20 protein-coding genes and 1 riboswitch are annotated in these 21200 nt (G+C 64.4%); of the genes, 7 read left to right on the top strand and 13 right to left on the bottom strand.

Going from position 1 to position 21200, the window contains the following annotated elements; translation table 11 throughout:
* Nucleotides 1-91 precede the first annotated feature (91 nt).
* Both oiaX and FJ943_RS21345 read left to right on the top strand, forming a co-directional pair.
* On the top strand, nt 92-1342 hold the full coding sequence (gene oiaX / locus FJ943_RS21350) for a 3-oxo-isoapionate-4-phosphate decarboxylase OiaX (RefSeq protein ID WP_140724604.1): 1251 nt from the start codon (nt 92-94) through the stop codon (nt 1340-1342).
* Between the two features lie 2 nt (nt 1343-1344).
* Nucleotides 1345-2673, top strand: coding sequence for a four-carbon acid sugar kinase family protein (locus FJ943_RS21345; protein WP_140724601.1), 1329 nt, complete (start codon nt 1345-1347; stop codon nt 2671-2673).
* 17 nt (nt 2674-2690) lie between these two features.
* Here FJ943_RS21345 and FJ943_RS21340 read toward each other — a convergent pair whose 3' ends face one another.
* Entirely contained in the window at nt 2691-3230 is a 540-nt protein-coding gene (locus FJ943_RS21340) for an Lrp/AsnC family transcriptional regulator (RefSeq protein ID WP_140724598.1), read from the bottom strand.
* A gap of 48 nt (nt 3231-3278) precedes the next feature.
* On the opposite strand from FJ943_RS21340, the gene FJ943_RS21335 reads away from it, so the two are divergent.
* From FJ943_RS21335 to dhaL, 4 genes are all read left to right on the top strand, one after another.
* Entirely contained in the window at nt 3279-4454 is a 1176-nt protein-coding gene (locus tag FJ943_RS21335; protein ID WP_140724595.1) for an MFS transporter, read from the top strand.
* Nucleotides 4455-4556: 102 nt separating this feature from the next.
* Nucleotides 4557-4701, top strand: a riboswitch (FMN riboswitch).
* A 77-nt stretch (nt 4702-4778) separates the two neighbouring features.
* Nucleotides 4779-5252 carry a 6,7-dimethyl-8-ribityllumazine synthase gene (locus FJ943_RS21330; RefSeq protein ID WP_015318954.1) on the top strand — a complete coding sequence of 158 codons (474 nt, stop codon included), beginning with the start codon at nt 4779-4781 and terminating at the stop codon, nt 5250-5252.
* Nucleotides 5253-5326: 74 nt separating this feature from the next.
* Nucleotides 5327-6334 carry a dihydroxyacetone kinase subunit DhaK gene (locus FJ943_RS21325; protein ID WP_015318955.1) on the top strand — a complete coding sequence of 336 codons (1008 nt, stop codon included), beginning with the start codon at nt 5327-5329 and terminating at the stop codon, nt 6332-6334.
* Between the two features lie 10 nt (nt 6335-6344).
* On the top strand, nt 6345-6980 hold the full coding sequence (gene dhaL / locus FJ943_RS21320) for a dihydroxyacetone kinase subunit DhaL (protein ID WP_140617403.1): 636 nt from the start codon (nt 6345-6347) through the stop codon (nt 6978-6980).
* Here dhaL and FJ943_RS21315 read toward each other — a convergent pair.
* Genes FJ943_RS21315 through FJ943_RS21305 form a run of 3 tightly spaced genes read right to left on the bottom strand, consistent with a single transcriptional unit; the run spans nt 6977 to nt 9008 of the window.
* Nucleotides 6977-7417: an RpiB/LacA/LacB family sugar-phosphate isomerase gene (locus tag FJ943_RS21315; protein WP_140617404.1), complete on the bottom strand. Its 441-nt coding sequence runs from the start codon at nt 7415-7417 to the stop codon at nt 6977-6979. The genes dhaL and FJ943_RS21315 overlap by 4 nt on opposite strands.
* Before the next feature lie 25 nt (nt 7418-7442).
* Entirely contained in the window at nt 7443-8201 is a 759-nt protein-coding gene (locus FJ943_RS21310) for a triose-phosphate isomerase (RefSeq protein WP_140661505.1), read from the bottom strand.
* A gap of 36 nt (nt 8202-8237) precedes the next feature.
* Nucleotides 8238-9008: a DeoR/GlpR family DNA-binding transcription regulator gene (locus FJ943_RS21305; protein ID WP_140724592.1), complete on the bottom strand. Its 771-nt coding sequence runs from the start codon at nt 9006-9008 to the stop codon at nt 8238-8240.
* A gap of 271 nt (nt 9009-9279) precedes the next feature.
* Between FJ943_RS21305 and fba the strand changes: the two genes are divergently transcribed.
* Nucleotides 9280-10344, top strand: coding sequence for a class II fructose-bisphosphate aldolase (fba, locus tag FJ943_RS21300; RefSeq protein WP_140724590.1), 1065 nt, complete (start codon nt 9280-9282; stop codon nt 10342-10344).
* A gap of 54 nt (nt 10345-10398) precedes the next feature.
* Here the strand turns inward: fba and FJ943_RS21295 are convergent, their stop codons facing one another.
* The 9 genes from FJ943_RS21295 to FJ943_RS21255 form a co-directional block, all read right to left on the bottom strand.
* The gene (locus tag FJ943_RS21295) at nt 10399-11340 is read right to left on the bottom strand and encodes a TIM barrel protein (protein ID WP_140724587.1); all 942 of its coding nucleotides are present in this window, start codon (nt 11338-11340) and stop codon (nt 10399-10401) included.
* A 48-nt stretch (nt 11341-11388) separates the two neighbouring features.
* On the bottom strand, nt 11389-12906 hold the full coding sequence (locus FJ943_RS21290; RefSeq protein WP_140724584.1) for a glycerol-3-phosphate dehydrogenase: 1518 nt from the start codon (nt 12904-12906) through the stop codon (nt 11389-11391).
* A 46-nt stretch (nt 12907-12952) separates the two neighbouring features.
* Complete coding sequence (locus tag FJ943_RS21285) at nt 12953-13993, bottom strand: 2-hydroxyacid dehydrogenase (RefSeq protein ID WP_181174598.1); 1041 nt, start codon at nt 13991-13993, stop codon at nt 12953-12955.
* 10 nt (nt 13994-14003) lie between these two features.
* The gene (locus FJ943_RS21280; RefSeq protein WP_140724581.1) at nt 14004-15557 is read right to left on the bottom strand and encodes an FGGY-family carbohydrate kinase; all 1554 of its coding nucleotides are present in this window, start codon (nt 15555-15557) and stop codon (nt 14004-14006) included.
* The gene (locus FJ943_RS21275) at nt 15557-16681 is read right to left on the bottom strand and encodes an ABC transporter ATP-binding protein (RefSeq protein ID WP_140724579.1); all 1125 of its coding nucleotides are present in this window, start codon (nt 16679-16681) and stop codon (nt 15557-15559) included. The genes FJ943_RS21280 and FJ943_RS21275 overlap by 1 nt, the downstream gene beginning before the upstream one ends.
* The gene (locus tag FJ943_RS21270; RefSeq protein ID WP_015318966.1) at nt 16678-17796 is read right to left on the bottom strand and encodes an ABC transporter ATP-binding protein; all 1119 of its coding nucleotides are present in this window, start codon (nt 17794-17796) and stop codon (nt 16678-16680) included. The genes FJ943_RS21275 and FJ943_RS21270 overlap by 4 nt, the downstream gene beginning before the upstream one ends.
* A gap of 2 nt (nt 17797-17798) precedes the next feature.
* The gene (locus FJ943_RS21265) at nt 17799-18656 is read right to left on the bottom strand and encodes a carbohydrate ABC transporter permease (protein WP_140715182.1); all 858 of its coding nucleotides are present in this window, start codon (nt 18654-18656) and stop codon (nt 17799-17801) included.
* Nucleotides 18657-18665: 9 nt separating this feature from the next.
* Nucleotides 18666-19589, bottom strand: coding sequence for a sugar ABC transporter permease (locus FJ943_RS21260; RefSeq protein ID WP_015318968.1), 924 nt, complete (start codon nt 19587-19589; stop codon nt 18666-18668).
* A gap of 158 nt (nt 19590-19747) precedes the next feature.
* Entirely contained in the window at nt 19748-21193 is a 1446-nt protein-coding gene (locus FJ943_RS21255) for an extracellular solute-binding protein (RefSeq protein WP_140715183.1), read from the bottom strand.
* Nucleotides 21194-21200: the final 7 nt, after the last annotated feature.

Below are 21200 nucleotides of genomic sequence, written 5' to 3'. Positions count from 1 at the left end.
GGATATTTCTTGCAATACTTATGTACTCATTATACCAGATTTCCTGCGCGACGAAACTTTTTTCGAACCCTTTTCGAGCGGCCGACCGACCATGATCACGCTTACCTATCGCATCGAAACCCCTGGCAGCATCGAGGCGCTGGCCGCCAAGATCGCCAGCGACCAGTCGACCGGCACCTTCGTCGCGCTGCCGGGCGAGACCGAGGAGCTGAAGGCGCGCGTGGCGGCGCGCGTGCTGGCGATCCGGCACCTGCCGGATGCCGTGCAACCCTCTCTCCCGGGATCCGGCAGCGGGCCCTTCCGGCGCGCCGATGTCGACATCGCCTTCCCCTTCGACGCCATCGGCACCGACCTGTCGGCACTGATGACCATTGCCATTGGTGGCACCTATTCGATCAGGGGCCTGTCCGGCATCCGCGTCATCGACATGAAGCTGCCGGAACAATACCGGGGTGCCCATCCGGGTCCACAGTTCGGCGTTGCGGGCAGCCGCAGGCTGACCGGTGTCGAGGGCCGCCCGATCATCGGTACCATCGTCAAGCCGGCGCTTGGTCTCAGGCCGCACGAGACGGCCGCGATGGTGGGCGAACTGATCGAGGCCGGCGTCGATTTCATCAAGGACGACGAGAAGCTGATGAGCCCTGCCTATTCGCCGCTGGCGGAGCGGGTGAAGGCGATCATGCCAGGGATTCTCGACCATGAGCAGAAGACCGGCAAGAAGGTGATGTATGCCTTCGGCATCTCGCATGCCGATCCCGACGAGATGATGCGCAACCACGATCTTGTGCTCCAAGCCGGCGGCAATTGCGCGGTCGTCAACATCAACTCGATCGGCTTCGGTGGCATGGCTTTTCTGCGGAAGCGTTCCGGCTTGGTGCTGCATGCCCATCGCAATGGCTGGGACATTCTCACACGCCACCCCGGCCTCGGCATGGACTTCAAGGTCTGGCAGCAATTCTGGCGGCTGCTCGGCGTCGACCAGTTCCAGATCAACGGCATCGGCTCGAAATATTGGGAGCCGGACGATTCCTTCATCCGCTCCTTCGAGGCAGTGACGACGCCGCTGTTTTCATCAGACGATTGCGCGCTGCCCGTGGCCTGCTCGGGCCAATGGGGCGGCCAGGCACCCGAAACCTATGAGCGCACCGGCCGCACGGTCGACCTCCTCTACCTCTGCGGCGGCGGCATCGTCAGCCATCCGGACGGACCCGGTGCCGGCGTGCGGGCCGTGCTGCAGGCCTGGCAGGCGGCGGTCGAGGGCATTGCGCTGGCGGACTATGCCCGCGATCACATCGAACTGGCCCGATCGATCGAAAAGTTCGGCGACGGCAAGGCAGCATGAGCATGGCCGCGCAAAACCTGCTCCTCAGTTATTATGGCGACGACCTCACCGGCTCGACGGACGTCATGGAGGCGCTTGAGCTCGGCGGCGTGCCAACGGTGCTGTTCATGCACCAGCCCGATCCTTCCTTGCTGGCGCGATTTTCGCATTGCCGCGCGGTTGGATTGGCGGGCACCAGCCGAAGCGAAACGCCGCAATGGATGGAGGAAAACCTGACGCCGGCCTTCGAATGGCTGAAAGGCCTCGGGGCGGCGATCTGCCACTACAAGATCTGCTCTACCTTCGATTCCGGCCCGGCGGTCGGCAGCATTGGCCGCGCCACCGAAATCGGCAGGCGTATTTTCGGCGGGGCGAGCGTGCCGATGGTGGTCGGGGCGCCGCAGCTCAAGCGCTACACCGCCTTCGGCAATCTTTTCGCGGCGTTCCGTGGCGAGTATTTCCGCATCGACAGGCATCCTGTGATGAGCAGGCATCCGGTGACGCCGATGAACGAAGCAGACCTGCTCGCGCATCTCTCGCATCAGACCAGTCTCAGCGCCGGCCTTGTCGACCTGGCGGCATTGCAGGCCGACGATGTTGCGCAAACGGTCGACCAGGCGATGAAAAACAGGGCGATCGTCCTGTTCGATGTTGAAAGCCGCCAGACACAGAGACGCGTCGGCGAGCAGATCTGGCGCATCCACGATCAAGGCCATGGCTTCGTTGTCGGATCCTCGGGCGTCGAATATGCCTTGCTTGCCGAATGGGCCGGCAAAGGCATCGTCTCCGGGCACGCGTCGTTCGCGCCGCCCGGCCCGGTGGACCGCCTCGCGGTCGTCTCGGGCAGCGTTTCGCCTACCACCGAGAAACAAATCCGCTTTGCGCTCGCCCACGGTTTTGACGGCGTCGAAATGGATGCGATGCGACTGGTCTCGGAGGGCGCCGGCGACGCGATCGAGCAGGCGGTCGCCACCGGGCTGGCAAGTCTGGCCAAGGGCCGCAGCGTCATCCTCTACACCGCGCTTGGCCCGCAGGCCGACCGGGGCGCCGAGATCGACAGGATCGAAGGCGCGCGAAACACGCTCGGGCGAGCGCTGGGGACCATCCTGCGCCGGCTGATCGTGGAACAGAAACTCAAGCGCGCGGTGATCGCCGGTGGCGATACGTCCAGCCACGCGCTCGGACAATTGGCCATCGACGCGCTGACCGTGCGCATGCCTTTGCCGCAATCGCCGGGATCTCCGCTCTGCGTCGCCCATGGCGGCGGTGAGATCGATGGCCTCGAAATAGCGCTGAAAGGCGGCCAGGTCGGCACCGACGCCTATTTCGAGACGATCCGGCTGGGAAGCTAAGCGACGAGCCAGGTCGTTCAATACAACGGCTTGCCCATGTGCTTCGGCGTCGGCCACTGCGCCGTGATGCCGGGTTGCACCGGCCGTTCGAGATAGGTGGCCAGAACCACGTAGCTGCGCGTCGAGGTGACGCCGGGTGTCTCGTAGAGACGCAACAGGAGGCCTTCGAGCGCCTTGGTGTCCTCGGTGCGCACCTTGAGCAATACGCATGTATCGCCGGCGACGGTGTGGATCTCCTCGACCTCGGGATGTTCCGAGATCGCCATCAGTTCCGGGGTCTTGCCCCAGCCGCTGGTGTCTATGTGAACGAAGGTGAGCAGCGGCTTTCGCACCGCGTTGGGATCGATGATGGCGGCCGTGTTGCGAATGGCGCCGCTGCGCCGAAGCCGCTTGACGCGCTCGTGCGCTGCCGGCGGCGACAGGCCGACGCGATCGCCGAGCTCGGCATAGCTGACGGTCGCGTCTTCGACGAGAACGCCTAATATTTTTCGGTCGGTCGCGTCGACATCCCGGGCCGCCGGCCTGTTCCGCGGAATGCCATCTGTTTCTTCATCCATAGCGGTATTCCCGATTGTCACGGAATTTAATACGGCCATTATGATGATATGTCGAACAACGATCAAGCTACAGCCTTGGGCGCGGACACCAGGCCGCCCATCCCGGCCCTCGCCTATCTCTTGACCGGGTGCATCGCCGTGATCGGCTCGAATTCGCTTGTGCTAGGTCCGATCGCTCCGGCAGTGGCCGTGTCGTTCTCGACCAGCGTCCCCATGGTGATGATGGCGGCGGCCGCGTTCGGCCTCGGCACATCCGCGAGCGCCCTGTTCCTGGCACGCCATATCGACCGGCTCGGCGCGCGCCGGATGTTGCAGGCGGCCTTGCTGCTGCTGGCATTGGCCTTGGTCGCCAGCGCGGCCGCGCCGACGGTGAGCGCGCTGGTTGCCGCGCAGCTTGTCGCTGGGATCGCGGCCGGCGTCGCCATGCCGGCAATCTATGCCAGTGCCGCGGCCATCGCCCCGCCCGGGCGGGAAAGCGGCACGATCGGCGTGGTGCTGACCGGGTGGACGCTCAGCATGGTGGCCGGCGTTTCGCTGTCGGCGGTGCTTGCCGATCTCGTGCACTGGCGCGCCGTCTTTGTCGCCGTGGCCGTGCTGGCGGCACTGGCGCTTGGCGGCCTCAGCGCATCGTCGCTCCCGGATGTCCGGAAGGCCGGACCGGCACCCGCCCCGCTGGTGGCGTTGAACATTCCCGGCATTGTGCCGCTTCTCATCGCATGCGGCGCCTTCATGACCGCCTTCTACGGTGTCTATGGCTACCTTGGCGACCACCTCCACAGCGGGCTGGGGCAGCCGGTCAGCGCCAATGGGCTGGCGGCCCTCGCCTATGGCGCGGGATTTGGCACGGCGGCGCTCTTCGACGGCATCATCGATCGGCTGGGCGCCCGACGCGTCATGCCCTTTGCCTACCTTCTCGTCGCCATCGTCTACGTGGCGATCGCCGCGATCAGCGGCAGCTATGGCTTGACGCTCGCCATGGTGGCTGCCTGGGGACTTGCCAATCATTTCGGGCTGAACGTGCTGGTGATGCGCCTGTCGGCGCTCGATCCGTCGCGGCGGGGCACGATCATGGGGCTGAACAGCGCGGTGACCTACCTCGCGGTGTTCGTCGGCACCACCGGCTTCGGGCCGCTCTATTCCGGCTTCGGCTTCGCCACATGCGCGGCAGTTGCGGCCTTGCTGATGCTGATTGCCGCTGGCGCGGCGGCATGGCGCACACGCTAGAACTTTCCTCCCGTCGCATTGCTCCAGTCGGCACAACGTGATTGGCCAGCGGCCTGTCGCGTAGTTGACAGCGGCCCCACCATCCTTCCATACAAAACGCGTTAATGTTCTCAGGGCGGGGTGAAAGTCCCCACCGGCGGTAACGGCTTCGGCCGAAGCCCGCGAGCGCTTTCCGCTATCGGAGAGGTCAGCAGATCCGGTGTGATTCCGGAGCCGACGGTTAGAGTCCGGATGAAAGAGAACGAAACGGAAGACGGACCGCCCCGGCGGGCCGCATTTCGTATCGTGCGTCCTGATTCTGGTTCGAAACGGAAGGATGGACCCATGAATCAGCATTCCCACAAAGACTATGAAACAATCCGCATCGCCGTCATCAGGGCGCGCTGGCATGCCGACATCGTCGACCAGTGCGTGCAAGCCTTTGGGGCGGAACTGGCCGAGATTGGCGGCGGACGCTTTGCCGTCGACATCTTCGACGTGCCCGGCGCCTACGAAATTCCGCTCCATGCCAAGACGCTTGCCGGGACCGGCCGCTACGCCGCGATCCTCGGCACGGCATTCGTCGTCAATGGCGGCATCTACCGGCACGACTTCGTCGCCAACGCTGTTATCGACGGCATGATGAACGTGCAGTTGTCGACCGGCGTGCCCGTGCTTTCGGCGGTGCTCACGCCCCACAATTTCCACGACAGCGCCGAGCATCATCGCTTCTTCTTCGAGCATTTCACGGTCAAGGGGAAGGAAGCGGCAAACGCCTGTGTGCAGATACTCGCCGCGCGGGAAAAGATCGCGGCCTGAAGCGGCGCTGCCGGGGTGGAAATCCCGGTAACGGGCTGTAGTATCCCGGAAAATACTGAGTTCGGAGGATGCCGGTGCAGACCAAGAAGATCATCAATGACGGCAACCGTGCCGTCGACGAAATGCTCGAAGGGATCCTGGCCGCGCATCCTCGCCATCTCGGGAGCGTGGACGGCAGTCCGCGCTCGATCATCGCCCGCGATGGACCGAGGCCCGGCAAGGTCGGGCTGGTGATCGGCGGCGGCTCCGGCCACGAGCCGACCTTTCTCGGCTTTGTCGGCAAGGGGCTGGCGGACGCGGCGGCTGTCGGCAACGTCTTTGCCTCGCCGCCGCCCGATCCGATCCTCGAATGCACCAAGGCGATCAGCGGCGGCGCCGGCGTGCTGTTCATGTACGGCAACTATGCCGGCGACGTGATGAATTTCGACATGGCGGCCGAGATGGCCGCCATGGACGACATCGAGGTGCGCACGGTGCTGACCACCGACGACGTCGCCTCGGCGCCGCGTGACCAGCGGCGGAAGCGCCGTGGTGTCGCGGGTAATTTCTTCATCTTCAAGGCGGCCGGTGCCGCCTGCGACCTGATGCTCTCCCTCGACGAATGCGAGCGCGTCGCGCGCAAGGCCAACGACCGCACCTTCACGATGGGCGTGGCACTGTCGCCCTGCTCGCTGCCGCAGACCCGGCGGCCGAATTTCGAGATCGGCACGGACGAGATGGAAATCGGGATGGGCATCCATGGCGAACCCGGCATCGCCCGCGGCAAGCTCGGGACCGCCGACGAAATCACCGACGCGATGCTGGACAAGATTTTCGCCGAGATGGCGCCGAAGCGCGGCGACAAGGTCGCGGTGCTGGTCAATTCGCTGGGTTCGACGCCGCTGATGGAACTCTACATCATGAACCGCCGGGTCAAGCAGAGGCTCGACGCCATCGGCGTTTCGGTCCACGCGACCTGGGTCGGCAACTACTGCACGTCGCTGGAAATGGCCGGCGCTTCGGTGACGCTTTTCCATCTCGACGAAGAATTGCAGGCGATGCTCGACCACCCCTGCGACTGCGCCATGTTCCGTGCCGGCTGAGGAGCGCTCCATGACCATCGCCGCGTTCGACCTGAAAAGAATGTTCGATGCGATCGCCGTGGCGATGGAAGCCGACAGGGACCGGCTTTGTCAGCTCGACGGCGTCATCGGCGACGCCGACCACGGCATCGCCATGGCGCTCGGGTTCAACGCCGCGCGCGATGCTCTGGCATCGCTCGACCTTACGGCGGCCGAGCCGACCGCGCTCCTCAACGCCGCGGCGAAATCGTTTCTCAATGCCGTCGGCGCGTCCTGCGGCCCGCTCTATGCCACCGCCTTCATGCGCGCCGCCGCCGCCGTCAAGGGCAAGGCGACGCTGGCGGATGCCGATGTCGTCGCGCTGCTGCAGGCCATGGCGCAAGGCATCAAGGATCGCGGCAAGGCTGAAACCGGCGAAAAGACAATGGTCGACGCCTGGCAACCGGCGGCGGAAGCGGCCGGCGCCAGCAATGCAGCAGGAAAAAACCTTGCCGAAAGCCTCCAGGCCGCTTTTGCCGCCGCCGAGCGCGGCGCGGAATCGACCAAGGACATGATCGCCGCCAAGGGCCGCTCGTCGCGGCTCGGCGAGCGCTCGCTCGGCCATATCGATCCCGGTGCGGCTTCGGCCGTCACCGTCATCGGCGCGATGCGCGACAGTCTCGCTTAGCTCTTCGCCGCATCGAGCCTGTCGATCGCCTGGACGTTGCCGGCCGACGGTCCCTTCTCGTCGAACTCCGAGGCCAGCCAGGTATCGACAATGGCCTTGGCCAGTTCCGGGCCGATGACGCGGGCGCCCATGGTGATGATCTGGGCGTTATTGGATTTCGCCGCGCGTTCGGCCGAATAGGTGTCGTGGGTGAGTGCGGCGCGGATGCCAGGCACCTTGTTGGCCGAGATCGAGACGCCGATGCCGGTGCCGCAGAACAGGATGCCGCGATCGTTCTCGCCGTCGACGATCGTCTGGGCAAGTTTCCGCGACAGGTCGGCATAGAAGCCGGCCTGGCTGAGGTCGCTGACGGTGAGCCCTGGCTTGGTCGCCAGATGCGCTGATATGACGTCGAGCAGCGGCTTGCCGGCGCTGTCGGCTCCAATGGCTATTTTCATTTTTTGTCCTTTCCGGTTCGATAATTCAGATGGCGGCCGACGCGCGGCGCAGGATGTCGATGTAGCCTTCGGCCTGCCAGGCCGAGCGGCCGATGAACAAGCCGTCGATGTTGGGCTGGGCGATCAGTTCCGCGGCATTGCCAGGATTGACGCTGCCGCCATAGAGCACCGGCGGCACGGACGGCAGCAGACCGCCGGCGACCTTCTTGATCAGCGCCTGCTGCCTGTCGGCATAGTCGGAACTGGCCGGAATGCCCTTGTCGCCGATCGCCCAGACCGGCTCGTAGGCGAACAGGATTTTTGCTTCCCTCGCCTCGCCCTCGAGGAATTGCAGTGCACCCTCGACCTGGCCGGTCACTACCGCATCGGCCTTGCCGCTTTCGCGCTCGGCCAGCGTCTCGCCGACGCAGATCAGCGGCATCAGTCCGTGCTTGACCGCCGCCGCCGTCTTCAGCCCGACCGTGCGGTCGGTCTCGCCGAAGTGCTCGCGCCTTTCGCTGTGGCCGAGTTCGACCAGGTCTAGGCCGCAATCGTTCAGCATCACCGGCGAGATCTCCCCGGTCCAGGCGCCGGCGTCGGCCCAATGCATGTTCTGCGCGCCGACCTTGACGCGCGTCGTCGACAGCGCCTGCCCGACCTCTCGCACCGCCGTGAAAGGCGGGACGACGAAAGGCTGGATGCGATCGTCGAAACCCGCCACGAAGCCGGCCAGTGCGCCTGCAAAATCAAGCGCCTCGGCGAGCGTCTTGTTCATCTTCCAGCTTGTACCGACCCAGTAAACCACGCGTACACCCCTTGATCCTCAGTCCCTGTTTGATCGTCAATCCTTGTCGGCGACCACCCTCAGCGAGACGCCAGCCGCATCCAGCGTGTCGCGCATTCCGGGCTCCGGCCCGCGCCCGGTGAAGACGGCGTCGAATGCCTTGAGATCGGCCAGGAAATGCAGCGCGCTGCGGCCAAACTTGCCGTGATCCACCAGCAGATATTTGCGTGTCGCCGCGGCCATCATCAGTCGCTTGGCCTGCACCACTTCCTGGTCCTGATGGAAGGCGGAGGCGCCATGGATGGCCGACGACGACAGGAAGGCGACGTCGGCACGCAGCGACCGCAGCGAAGCCTCGGCGAGCAGGCCGAAGAAGCCGTGGAATTTCTTCGAGTACTGGCCGCCGAGCGCGATCAGGTTGATGCCCGCGGCACCGGCCAGGTCCTGGATGACGGCGAGATTGTTGGTGATCACCGTCAGTGGCCTGAGATCGACGAGATACCGCGCGATACCGCCTGCGGTCGAGCCGTCGTCGATGATGACCGTCTGGCCGGGTTCGATCATGGTCACGGCCGCCGCCGCAAGGCGCTGTTTTTCCCCGATCGCCTGCTTCTGCCGGTAGCGGAAATCGCTTTCAAACAGACTGCTCGGCTGGATCGAGGCGCCGCCGCGCACCTTGCGCAGCAAACCGCTCTCCTCGAGCTCGTCGAGGTCGCGATGCACGGTCATCCTGGAGACGCCAAAGCGGGAGGCAAGATCGTCGACGCTCGCCGCGCCGGCATCCACCAGGAAGTCCATGATGCCTTGGCGTCTGTTGTCGCTCTTCATTCTCGCCGACCCGCCAACGCAGAAGCCTGGCTCCTTGATCGAACGAAGATATAACAGATATGATCGCATAGGTATCATGATTTTTGTGATAATGGGATATTTTCGTGGGATATTTCGCCGGCTTTTATCGAGCCGCTGTAACAAGAATTGCTGCCGGGACGGTCTGTCACGGTTGCGGTTGCGCGGGATTCCGGCCAGAAGCATCGGTGGGCTGAACGATGCGCGGGCGGCCCGCAACCACAGTTCGAAACCAGATACGGGAGACTAATCGTTGGCTCGCATCACACTGAGACAATTGCTCGATCACGCCGCCGAATACGGCTATGGCGTGCCGGCCTTCAACATGAACAACATGGAACAGGGCCTCGCCATCATGGAGGCTGCCGAGGAGACCAAGTCGCCGGTCATCCTGCAGGCGAGCCGCGGCGCCCGCGCCTATGCCAATGACGTGGTGCTGGCCAAGCTGATCGACGCGCTGGTCGAAATCCATCCCGACATCCCGGTCTGCATGCATCTCGACCATGGCAACAACGAAGCCACCTGCGTCACCGCGATCCAGCACGGCTTCACCTCCGTGATGATGGACGGCTCGCTCAAGGAAGACGGCAAGTCGCCAGCCGACTATGCCTATAATTCCAGTATCACACGGCGCGTCGTCGATATGGCGCATTGGGGCGGCGTGTCGGTGGAAGGCGAGATCGGCGTGCTGGGCTCGCTCGAGAGCGGCGGCGGCGAGCAGGAAGACGGCCACGGCGTCGAAGGCGCGATCAGCCACGACCAGCTCCTGACCGATCCGGTGCAGGCCGAGCAGTTCGTGCGCGACACCCATGTCGATGCGCTGGCGGTGGCCATGGGCACCAGCCACGGCGCCTATAAATTCTCGCGCAAGCCCGACGGCGCGGTGCTGGCGATGAACGTGATCGAGGAGATCCACCGCCGCTTGCCGAACATGCATCTGGTCATGCACGGCTCGTCCTCGGTGCCGGAGGACCTGCAGGAGATCATCAACAAATATGGCGGCCAGATGAAGCCGACCTGGGGCGTCCCGGTGGAAGAGATCCAGCGCGGCATCAAGCATGGCGTGCGCAAGATCAACATCGACACCGACAATCGCATGGCGCTGACCGGCGCGATCCGCAAGGTGCTGACCGAAAATCCCAGCGAGTTCGATCCGCGCAAATATCTGACGCCGGCGATGGCGGCGATGAGGAAGCTCTGCAAGGAGCGCTTCGAGCAGTTCGGCACCGCCGGCAATGCGCCGAAGATCAAGCCGCTACCGGTTTCGGAAATGGCCAAGCGCTACAAGTCGGGCAGCCTCGATCCGAAATTCGCCTGAGTTCGATCCGGTTGCATTTCATGGACAGGAGCCGCATGGGCTCCTGTCCGATTTCTATCCGGCTTTCGGCAGCAGGCCAGGCCTGCCGGTCTCGATGAAGGGCGCCCAGAAGTCGACCGACTCGCGGATCATGGCGACCACCTGATGGTCGACCGGCTCGCGCTCGCGGAAGGATAGTTCGAGACAGATTTCGTTGTCGGTGCCGCCGCCGCGTCGCACCGTCTCCAGCAGCTTCTCAGGCGTGATGCGGCCGTCCTTGTTGTGGGCCGCGGTGAATGGCCAATGGCCACCCTTGTTCATCGACGATTGCTTGATGTGGATGATCGGCGACTTCAGGGGAAAAGCTTCGGCCCAGGCATAGGGATCGACGTCGGCCGGATTGGAGGAAGTGACGTCGCCATGGTCGATGTCGACCATCATCTCCAGCGGAATGGCCATGCCGGCCGCGTCGATCGCGTCCTGCAGCATCCGGCAATTCTCGATCGTATGGCCGAATTCGCGACCGACCGACATCGGCTCCCAGAACAGATAGGTCAGGCCCGCCGCCCGGGCGTGGTCGGCGACCTCGCGCCAGCAGTCCAGCGCGATGTCGAACAGCCTGGCGCGACGGGCGGGGTCGTCATAGTCCCGATGCGTGAAAATGGCGAACTGCGTGCCCATGCCGCCAGCGCCAAGCTCGGCCGAGATGTCGGCGAAGGTCTTGAACCAGTCGACATAGTAGCGGCGCACATCGGCATCCGGATGGCCGAAATGGTTCAGCCGGCCATAGGGGCCGGTCATGCCGGAGGTGACGCGCACGCCGGTACGATCCAAGGCGTTGCGGAACAGGCGGACGAACTTGACGATCGTCGCCGCCGGCCAGCCTGGGTTGACGAATTCATGCGTGAGCTGAACGTCGCGAATGCCGATCTCATAGGCGACGGTATCGATCAGATCGTCCGGCTCGGCGAAGCGGTTGACCAGCGGATTGGTGTTGAGGGAGAGCGTGAAAGCCAAGGTCGCGATCCCTTCAACGCCGGCGCCGAACAGGGGCAATGAGCGCCATCAGCCTGCCCTCGCCTGCCGGCTCGAGCACCAATGCTCGAAGGCCGACTTCTCCTCGGCGGACAAATGCAGGCCATGCTTGGTGCGCCGTTCGAGAATGTCGGCCGCGTCTTCCGCCCATTCCTGTTCGAAGAGGTAGTTCGCCTCGCGCTCGAAGAAATCCTTGCCGAAGCACCGCCCCAGTGCGGCGAGCGATCGGGCGCCGCCGACCACGGACCGCGTCCTTGTGCCGTAGAGCCGGCCGTAATGCTTGAGCAGCGATGCCGGCATCCATGGATACTCGTTTGCGAGGTTGCCGAGAAACTGTTCGAAGTCGGCATTGGCGATGTCGCCGCCGGGCAGATGCGCCTTCGCGGTCCAGGCTTTGCCCATGCGGGGAAAGAACGGTGCGATCCTGTCCAGCGCATGCTCGGCCAGTTTGCGGAAGGTGGTGATCTTGCCGCCGAAGACGGAGAGCAGCGGCGCCTGCGCGTCCGGCGCGTCGAGTTCGAAAATATAGTCGCGCGTCACCGCGCTGGGGTTGTCGGCGTTGTCGTCATAGAGCGGCCGGACACCGGAGAACGAATGGACCACGTCGCCCCGCGCAAGGCCGCGCTTGAAATAGCGATTGACCACTTTGATGAGGTAATCGATCTCGCTCTCATCCGCCCTCACATCCTCGGGCCGGCCCTCGTAGGGGATGTCGGTGGTTCCGATCAAGGCCAGGTCGTTCTGGTAGGGATTGATGAAGATGACGCGCTTGTCGTTGTTCTGGACGAGATAAGCCTGCCTTCCCTCCCAAAATTTGGGTACGACGATATGGCTGCCCTTGACGAGGCGGACATTGCGCCTGGAGTTCTGGCCGGCAACGCGGTTGACGATGTCGTTTACCCAAGGGCCGGCGGCATTGATCAGCGCGCGGGCCCGTACACTGGTCTTGATGCCGGTCCTGACGTCGCGCATCTCGACAACCCAGAGGCCGCCCTCGCGGCTGGCCGCGGTGCAGGCGGTGCGGGTGAGGACCTTCGCTCCGCGCTCGGTGGCATCGAGGGCATTGATGACGACGAGGCGGGCATCGTCTACCCAGCAGTCGGAATATTCGAAGCCGCGCTTGAAACTGTCCTTGATCGGCGCGCCCTCGGGCGCGGTGCGCAGGTCGAGCGTCCGCGTGGCGGGCAGCCGCTTGCGGCCGCCGAGGTGGTCGTAGAGGAAGAGGCCGAGCCGCACCAGCCATGCCGGCCGGTCGTCCGGGCTGTGCGGCAGCACGAAGCGCATGGGCCAGATGATGTGCGGCGCCGATTCCAGCAGCACCTCGCGCTCGATCAGCGCCTCGCGCACCAGGCGGAACTCGTAATATTCGAGGTAGCGCAGACCGCCATGGACGAGCTTGCCCGAGCGCGAGCTGGTGCCTTCGGCGAGATCGTCCTTTTCGCACAGGATGACGGAAAGCCCGCGGCCGGCGGCGTCGCGCGCGATGCCGGCACCGTTGACGCCGCCGCCAATGACGAAGAGGTCGACTATGTCAGGGCCGACGCTCATCTTGCCGTCACCCCGCTGCCTCGTTCTCGCATCATGGCCATCGCTCTCAGCACGGATTGACCGGAGGCAGGCCGGCCAGGTAGCGGCGGACTTCCTCGGCGGCCTGCTCGGCGGCATAGGTCACGGTGCGCACCGAAGCGCCGGCGATATGCGGCGTCAGCGTCACGTTGGGCAGCTGCAGCAAGGGCCAGTCCGAGGGCACCGGTTCGACCGCGAAGGTTTCCAGCATGGCGCTGGCGATCTGCCCTGAAACCAGCGCCTCGTAGAGTGCGTCGTAGTCGACCAGCGGGCCACGCGCCGTATTGACGAAGATCACGCCCGGCTTCATCCGCGCGATGGTGTCCTTACCGATCAGACCGCGTGTCTCCTGCGTCACCCGCGAATGCAGCGTGACCACATCGGAGCGCGACAGGAGGTCGTCGAGCGCAACCAGTTCGACGCCAGCGTTGCGATCCTCGGCGCTCAGTTGCACATAGGGATCGCTGACCAGGACGTGGCAGCCGAAGGCGCGCAGCAGGCGCACCACCTTCGTGCCGATATTGCCGTAGCCGATCACGCCGACGGTCATTTCGCCGAGCTCGCGGCCGGTGCGGTCGGCGCGGTAGAGATCGCCGCGCCATTCCCCCTTGCGCAAGGCCTCGTGGCCGACCCGGATCAGCCGCGTCTCGGCCAGGATGGCGCCGATGGTAAACTCAGCCACGGCGGTGGCGTTGCGGCCGGGCACATTGACCACGGTGATGCCATGCGCGCGGGCCGCTTCCATGTCGATGTTGATCGGGCCGCCGCGCGACACCGCGACCAGCTTGAGCCCTGGCAGGCGCCGCATCATGCCCTCCGACAGGGGCGCAAGCTGGGTGACGAGGATTTCGGCATCGTCGATGAAGTCGACGACCTCGTCGGGATGGCCGAAATATTCCTTGACCTTGTCGAGGCCGAGCGCGGCGTTGCCGAACTCCATCGGCTCGTCGGGCCAGGCCGTCCGCAATGTCCTGATATCGAGGTCGCCACTGGCCACCTTCTCGATTTTGACGCGAAACACCTCCGGCAGCATGAAGTTGTCGCCAATGATCGCTATTTTCCTCAGCATACTCGACTTCTCAATTTTCCTGCGATGTCGCCATGGCACGCCAGACCGGCCGCAGGGCCTGGTGCGCCAGCATGTAGGACGGGGTCATCCTGTCGTAGATCGCGGCGAGATCCGGGTCGCTCGGCTCGGCCTCGCCGAGCAGCGGCGTCACCCATTCGCCGACGCATTCGTCCATGGAGGCGTATTGACCGATGCAGACCGCGGCGATCATTGCGGCACCGGCCGCGCCGGCCTCCTCGCGCGCGCTGGTGCGCGTATCGGCACCGATGGCCGCACCCAGGATCTTGCGCAGCGCCGGGCTTCTGGCGGCGCCGCCGGTCAGGCGAATTTCGCGCGGCAGCGGGCCCATGGCGGCGTAGCAATCGCGCGCCGCGAAGGCCAAGCCTTCGAAGACGGCGCGCACCAGATCGGCGTAGCCGTGACGCGACGAAATGCCGACGAAGCCTGCCCTGGCATTGGCATCGACGAACGGTCCGCGCTCGCCGGCTTCCGACACGTAGGGCTGGTAGAGCAGCGAAGCCGGCCGCGAGGCCGCGATCCAGGCATCGACCAGCGCGATCATCTCGCCATTGCTGCGGGTTATGCCTTGCGAGGCGAGGATGCCCGAAGCGAGGCCAAGCACCCAGTCGATGTTAAGCGTCGCCGCCATGTTGGACTGCATCTGCGCGAACACGCCCGGCGCCGGCATCGCCATCGTATAACCGGTCGCCGCTTCGTTGAGCTGCACATCATCCGGGGTTTCGGCCAGCCGCATGTGCATGCCGGTGGAACCGATGATCGAGCAGCCGGGCTTGCGCTCGCGGTCGAGGAGGCCGGCGCCGAGCGCGGTGCAGACGACGTCGACATAACCGAGCACGACGGGTGTGCCGGCAAGCATGCCGGTGACTTCGGCGGCGGCCGGCGACAGTCCGGCGCTGTGGCTCGTGCCGTCGACGATCGGCGGCAGCAGGTGCCTGAGATCGGCGACGCCGAGGACGTCGAGCACGTCCCCACTGTAGTCACGGGTGCGGAAGTCGCCGAAAGTGAAGGTCCCTTCGGACGGATCGGTGGCGCGTTCGCCGGTCAGCTTGAAATAGAGCCAATCCTTGCAGTGGAACGCGGTCGCCGCGTTGCCGAGCATTTCGGGCATGGTGCGTTTCATGAAGGCGAACTGCGAGCCTTGCTGGCAGGCGGCGAGCCCGCTGCCGGTCTTCTCGAAGCGCAGCCGGTCATCGGGCCGCGCACGGATTTCCTCGACGACGCCGGCGGCGCGCGCGTCGAGCCAGAGCCAACCCTTGGCCACCGGCTCGCCCTTGCCGTCGATCAGCCAGGTGCCGTCGCCCTGCCCGGTCACCGCTATGGCGACGGTCCGGCTGGCGAGATCGGGCACCTTGTCGGCAAGCTGGCGCAAGGTGGTGGCGGCATCGGCCCATGTGCGGGCCAGATCCTGTTCGGCGCCGCCGCCCGGCAGCGTCTCATAATGGTTCGGCGTTGCCGCGGCCGCGATCTGGCGGCCCTTCGTGTCAAAAGCGATGGACTTGATGACGGAAGTGCCGGCATCGATGCCTATTAATAGATCGCGCATCACGCGAGCTCCATGCCGTGCGAGATCGCAATGCCGCTCGCCTGGTCGAAGACGTGCAGGTTTTTGGGATCGATGCTGACATTGATGGGCGCGCCGAGGTCGAGCCGGGTGCGGTCATGCTCCACCAGGACCAGCGAGCCGCCGGCGAAGTCGGCGGCGATGTGGGTCTGGTCGCCGAGCCATTGGTTGGCCGAGACCCTGGCCGGAACACCCTCCTTCGAGCGCCTGACCGCATAGGGCCTGATGCCGATGACCACCCGCTCGCGGCTGAGCAGCTGGTCGCGAACCGGAGTGCTGAAGGCGTCCTTGTCATAGTCGAGCGACAGCCCGTCGGGCAGCTTGAGACTGATGCGGCCGGCGGTCGTGCCGACAAAGGCCTCGAAGACGTTCATCGGCGGCTCGCCGACGAAGGTGCCGGTGAACAGGTTCGCCGGGCGCTCCTTGATCCGGTCCGGCGTATCGAACTGCTGCAGCACGCCGCCCTCCATCACCGCGATGCGGTCGGCCAGCGCATTCGCCTCGGTCTGGTCGTGGGTGACCAGGATCGCGGTCAGGCCGCGTTCCTTGATGAAGTGCTTGATGCGGCCGCGCAGCACGGCGCGAAGCTGCGGCTCGAGCTGGCCCATCGGCTCGTCCAGCAGATGCAGGTCGGCCTCGCGGATCAGCGCCCGGCCGAGGCTGGCGCGCTGCTGCTGGCCACCCGAAATGGAGCTGGGATAGCGCTCCAATATGTCCTCGATCTCCAGCAGCTTTGCGATGCTGGCGACCTTGGCGTCGACCTCGCTCCTGGGCAGCCTTGCGGCCTTGAGGGCAAAGGCCATGTTCTCGCGCACGGTGAGCGGCGGATAGAGCGAATAGCCCTCGAAGGCCATCGCCACATTGCGTTTGACCGGCGGCAAGGTGTGTACCGTGCGGCCGGCGACCGCGATCGCGCCACGCGACACCTCCTCGAAGCCAGCGATCATTCGCAAGGTCGAGGTCTTGCCGCAGCCCGACGACCCGAGCAGCGCCACGATCTCGCCCTCGCCGATCTCCATCGTCAGGTTCTTGACGGCGTGAACGCCCCTGTCGATCGGGCCATAGAACTTGTCGACGCCTGATATGGTGAGCGCGCTCGGGCTCATGCCGCTTCTCCGTTGCGCAGTTTGACGACATTCCTGGCGCCGATGCGCTCGCCGCTCGCCCGATCGAACAGCAGGGCGCTCTCGCCGTCGACGGCGATATGCGCCTTGCCTTCGCTGCGCCCCGGGGTTCCGGCCGGGCGCGAGACCAGGATTTCACGGCCGCGCACGGTGCGCACCAGGGTAACGATCTTTTCGTTGAGCGGCGTCTCCGCCTCGACGGTCACCGGAACGGCGCCGGGTTCGTTTTCGCCGACGAAATGCAGGGCCTCGGGTCTCAGCCCGATGATGCAGTCGCGGCCGATGGCGGCCTCGGGAGCATCGGCGAGATGGACCTGCACATTGGACAGGCCGACATAGCCCCCCCGGGCATCGCGCGCGGGCTTGACGTCGAGCAGGTTGATGGTCGGATCGCCGAACAGCCGCGCGATCTCGACGTTGGCCGGCTCACGATAGATCTGCTCGGGCGTACCAAGCTGCCTGATGACGCCTTGCGACATCACCGCGATGCGGTCGCCGAGCGCCATGGCTTCCTTGTAGTCCTGGGTAACGTAAACGACGGTGGCGCCGCGATCGGCGAGCAGCCGCGGCAGTTCAAGCCGCATCTCGAAACGCAGCTTGGCGTCGACATTGCGCAAGGGATCGTCGAGCAGAAGCAGCGGCGGCGAACCGACCAAAGCGCGGGCAAGGGCCGTGCGCTGCTTCTGGCCGTTGGAGAGCGCGCGCGGCTTGTGGGAAAGCACATGGCCGATCTTCAACAATTTGGCGACGCTCTCGACACCGGCCTTGATCGCGCTCTGCGACGAGCGCTTGGCCGCCAGCGGCGTCGCGATATTGTCGAAAGCGCTCATATGCGGAAACAGCGCGAAATTCTGGAACGCCATGCCGACGCCGCGGAATTCCGCGTCGACATCGGTCATGTCCTCGCCGCCGATGAGGATCTTGCCTTCGTCCGGATCGATGACGCCGGCGACCAGGCGCAACAGCACCGTCTTGCCGGCGCCCGAGGGACCAAACAGCACCAGCGTTTCGCCATCGGCGACGGTCAGCGACAGATTGTCGAGGACGGTCTGGCTCTTGTAGCGCTTGACGACGTTCCTGAGTTCGAGGCTGGCCATTTCTATCCTTTCACCGCGCCGAGCGACAGGCCTTCGACCAGATAGCGCTGTGCGTAGAGGGCGAGCGCCAGCGTCGGCGTGATCGACAGGACGATGGCCGCCGAAATCTGGCCGTACTGGATGCCCGATGAAGTGATGAAGGCCAACGCGCCAACCGTCACCGGCTGCTTGTCGGCAGACGCCAGCACCAGCGCGAAGACGAAATTGTTCCAGGCGAAGATGAAGGCAAGCAGGCCGGCCGCCGCGATGCCAGGGCCGGCGAGCGGCAGCGCGATCTTGCGAAAGGTGGCGAACCAGGAATGGCCGCCGATGCGGTAGGCATATTCGATGTCGGCCGGAATATCCTCGAAATAGCCGCGCACGATCCACAGGATCAGCGGCAGGCAGATCAACTGGTAGACCCAGATCAGCCCGATATAGGTGTTGGCCAGGCCGAGCTTCTGGAAATAGAGGGTCAGCGGCAGCAGCACCAGAAGTGCCGGCGCGAACTTGAACGACAGCAGCGTGAAGGCGATGTCTTCCGAACCGCGAAATTTGTGGCGCGCGAAGGCGTAGGCCGCCGGCACGCCGAGCAGCAGTGAAACCGCCACCGAGGTCACCGACAGGAATACCGAGTTCCAGAGGTTGCGCATGAAGGCGATGTCGAGCGTGCCGGCGGCCGTCATCAGCTTGCCGGTGATCAACGCCGTGTAGTTGGCGAGCGTCGGTTCGAAGATGAGCTGCGGCGGGATGCGCAGAATGGTCTCGTTGGTCTGGAACGACATCATGAAGATCCACAGGATCGGGAACATGAAGAAGATCACGACCAGCGTCAGTGCCGCGCCGCGCAGGATGCGTTCGAAAAGCGAGGTATGTTCCATCGCCGCCTCCTATGCCTGGCCGCGGGCGCGTTCGCGCAGCCTGAGCCAGTTCTTGATGAAGATGTTGGAGAGGAAATAGGTGATCGCCCACAGGATGATCATCAGCGCCGCCGAGCGGCCGACATTGGTCGACTGGAAGAAGTTGAGATAGGCCTCGACCTGGAACACGGTCAGTGTGTCGCCCGGCCCGCCCTGTGTCATGGCGTAGATGATGTCGAACTGCTGGATGGAATCGAGCAGGCGAAACAAGGTCGCCGTCAGGATGTAGGGCGTCAGCATCGGCAAGGTGATGCGGAAGAAGACGAAGCTCCTCGGCACGCCGTCGAGCGCGGCGGCCTCGAAGGGCTGCGTCGGCAGGCTGCGCAGGCCGGCAAGCAGCAGGATCATGATGAAGGGCGTGTAGACCCAGATGTCGACCAGCACGACGGTGAACAGCGCCGTCGACGGTGACGACGCCCAGCGAAAATCCTGCAGCCCGATGAGGCTGGCGAGATAGCTCAGCACGCCGAAGCCCGGATTGGTCATCAGCTTCCACATCAGTGCTGCCAGCGCGGGCGCCGTCATCAGCGGCATCAACAGCATGATCGAGATGAAGTTGTTGAGCGTCGAGCGCTTCTGCAGCAGCAGCGCGATGGCGAGACCGAGAAGCAGTTCCAGCACGACCGTGGTGCCGGCATAGAGCAGCGACACTTTCAACGTATTCCAGAATTTCGGGTCGGTGAAGAAGGAGATGTAGTTGTCGCCCCAGTTGAACTGGCGCGCCCAAGGCTGGCTCAGACGATAGCGTTGGAACGAGTAAACGACCGACGTCAGGAACGGGATCAGGATGCCTATGCAGACCAGCAAGGCCGGCAGGCTGAGCACATAGGGCAGCACCCGCTTGCTGATCCTGAAGCCGGATGGCTTGAGCCTTTGCGATACCACCGCAGTCATCGAGCTGCTCCGTTGTTGCTGTCGCTTCGCCCTGCCGGCCGCCCAAGGGAGCAAGGCGGCCGGTGGGGCGAAATGGCGGTCACCTTTCGGCACCGCATCGCAAACATGAAAGATGTGGCGAGGGCCGAACCGCCAAGCAGGCCGGCCCTCGTTGCGACTTAACCGAGGCCGGCTTCCTTGAGCTGGCCGTTGATGCTCTCGGCGAGCTTGTCGAGGCCCTCGTCGATCGGCACTTCCTTGGACACCATCTTCTGCAGCGTCGCCGCCCATTCGGTGGTGAGATCGAAGAACAACGGCTGCGCCGTGAACTTGATCGAGGCGCCGGGTGCCGAGGCGTCGAACATCTCGACATAGCCCGGATAGCTCTTGTTCAGCTTCTCGCGGAAGACCTCATCTTTCCAGACCGACTGGCGGACTGGGTTGACAAAATCCATCTTGGTGGCGCCGAACAGCGCATGCTCAGGTCCGGAGGCCCATTGCATGAAGTACCATGTGGCGTCCTTGTCCTTGGAGAAGTTGGACATCGACAGCGACCAGATCCAGATGTTCGGCGTTGGTGCCTTGGCCTCCGGATTCGCCTTGAAGGCGGCGAAGGCAAGCTTGCCGGCCATCTTGTTGTCGCCACCATTCATGAAGTAGCCAAGGATATCGGCGTCGAAGATCATCGCCGAGGCGCCGGCGCCCAGATCGGTGCCGACCTGGTACCAGGTGTAGGTCGACCAGTCCTTCGGGCCGCTCTCCTGGATCATCTGCACCCACTGCTTGTGGAAAGCCTTGGACTGGGCGGTGTTCATGGCGGCCGACAATTTACCGTCGGCCGACACGTTCAGGTCCTTCTGATCGAAATTGGCGTAGGCCGACAGGAACCCCGGGTGTATGGTCGCCCAGGAGCGCGAGCCGCGCACACCAATGCCGTAGACGCCGCCGCCGACATCCTTGGTGAGCTTGGCGGCAGCGGCCACCATCTCGTCCATATTGCCGGGAACCTTGACGCCCGCCTTGTCGAACATCGCCTTGTTGTAGGTGATGTTGTTCTGCTCGAACCCCCACGGAATGCACCACTGCTTGGCGTCTTCCGATCCCAAAGCTCCGCCCGGCTTGCCGTTCCAGGCGCAGGAATTCTTGACGCCTGGCAGGAAGTCGTCCCAAGCATAGTTCGGGTTGGTCTTGGCCGGATCCTTGATCCATTCGTTGAGGTCGGTGATCCAGCCGGCTGGGCCATAGGTCCAGGTCATGTACGCGCCGGTCATGAAGGCATCATATTCGGGCGAGCTCGCCGACAATGCGGCCGTCACCTTGTCGAAATAGACGTCTTCGGGGAATACGTCGTAGACGACGTTCATGCCGGTCAGCTTCTTGAAGTTCTCAAGATTGGCGATCATGGCGTCGGCATAGGGATGCTTGTTGAGCAAGAGCTTGATGGTCTTGCCCTTATGCGCCTGCCAGTCGAAGTCCGCGGCAAGCGCGCGGGTCTGGCCGAGGTTGAGCAGCGTGCCGGCGGTGCCGGCGGCGAGACCCATGGCACCCAGGCCCTTGATCAGTCCACGACGGTCGACTTGTCCGCGCAGGAAGGCATCTATCAGGTCTTTCTCTTTCTCATGCATTTCGTCT

Origin of the sequence: Mesorhizobium sp. B2-3-10 (genome assembly GCF_006442275.1) — a bacterium.
In the GTDB taxonomy this organism is placed as follows: Bacteria; Pseudomonadota; Alphaproteobacteria; order Rhizobiales; family Rhizobiaceae; genus Mesorhizobium; species Mesorhizobium australicum.
The sequence above is the reverse complement of the archived record's forward strand: the minus strand, read 5'-3'. Positions and strand labels throughout refer to the sequence as shown.

Bases quoted from the DNA above. Each gene is read 5' to 3' on its own strand.
- oiaX (WP_140724604.1), top strand. From the start codon at position 92: ATGATCACGCTTACCTATCGCATCGAAACCCCTGGCAGCATCGAGGCG.
- FJ943_RS21345 (WP_140724601.1), top strand. From the start codon at position 1,345: ATGGCCGCGCAAAACCTGCTCCTCAGTTATTATGGCGACGACCTCACC.
- FJ943_RS21340 (WP_140724598.1), bottom strand. From the start codon at position 3,230: ATGGATGAAGAAACAGATGGCATTCCGCGGAACAGGCCGGCGGCCCGG.
- FJ943_RS21335 (WP_140724595.1), top strand. From the start codon at position 3,279: ATGTCGAACAACGATCAAGCTACAGCCTTGGGCGCGGACACCAGGCCG.
- FJ943_RS21330 (WP_015318954.1), top strand. From the start codon at position 4,779: ATGAATCAGCATTCCCACAAAGACTATGAAACAATCCGCATCGCCGTC.
- dhaL (WP_140617403.1), top strand. From the start codon at position 6,345: ATGACCATCGCCGCGTTCGACCTGAAAAGAATGTTCGATGCGATCGCC.
- FJ943_RS21315 (WP_140617404.1), bottom strand. From the start codon at position 7,417: ATGAAAATAGCCATTGGAGCCGACAGCGCCGGCAAGCCGCTGCTCGAC.
- FJ943_RS21305 (WP_140724592.1), bottom strand. From the start codon at position 9,008: ATGAAGAGCGACAACAGACGCCAAGGCATCATGGACTTCCTGGTGGAT.
- FJ943_RS21290 (WP_140724584.1), bottom strand. From the start codon at position 12,906: ATGAGCGTCGGCCCTGACATAGTCGACCTCTTCGTCATTGGCGGCGGC.
- FJ943_RS21285 (WP_181174598.1), bottom strand. From the start codon at position 13,993: ATGCTGAGGAAAATAGCGATCATTGGCGACAACTTCATGCTGCCGGAG.
- FJ943_RS21280 (WP_140724581.1), bottom strand. From the start codon at position 15,557: ATGCGCGATCTATTAATAGGCATCGATGCCGGCACTTCCGTCATCAAG.
- FJ943_RS21275 (WP_140724579.1), bottom strand. From the start codon at position 16,681: ATGAGCCCGAGCGCGCTCACCATATCAGGCGTCGACAAGTTCTATGGC.
- FJ943_RS21270 (WP_015318966.1), bottom strand. From the start codon at position 17,796: ATGGCCAGCCTCGAACTCAGGAACGTCGTCAAGCGCTACAAGAGCCAG.
- FJ943_RS21265 (WP_140715182.1), bottom strand. From the start codon at position 18,656: ATGGAACATACCTCGCTTTTCGAACGCATCCTGCGCGGCGCGGCACTG.
- FJ943_RS21260 (WP_015318968.1), bottom strand. From the start codon at position 19,589: ATGACTGCGGTGGTATCGCAAAGGCTCAAGCCATCCGGCTTCAGGATC.
- FJ943_RS21255 (WP_140715183.1), bottom strand. From the start codon at position 21,193: ATGCATGAGAAAGAGAAAGACCTGATAGATGCCTTCCTGCGCGGACAA.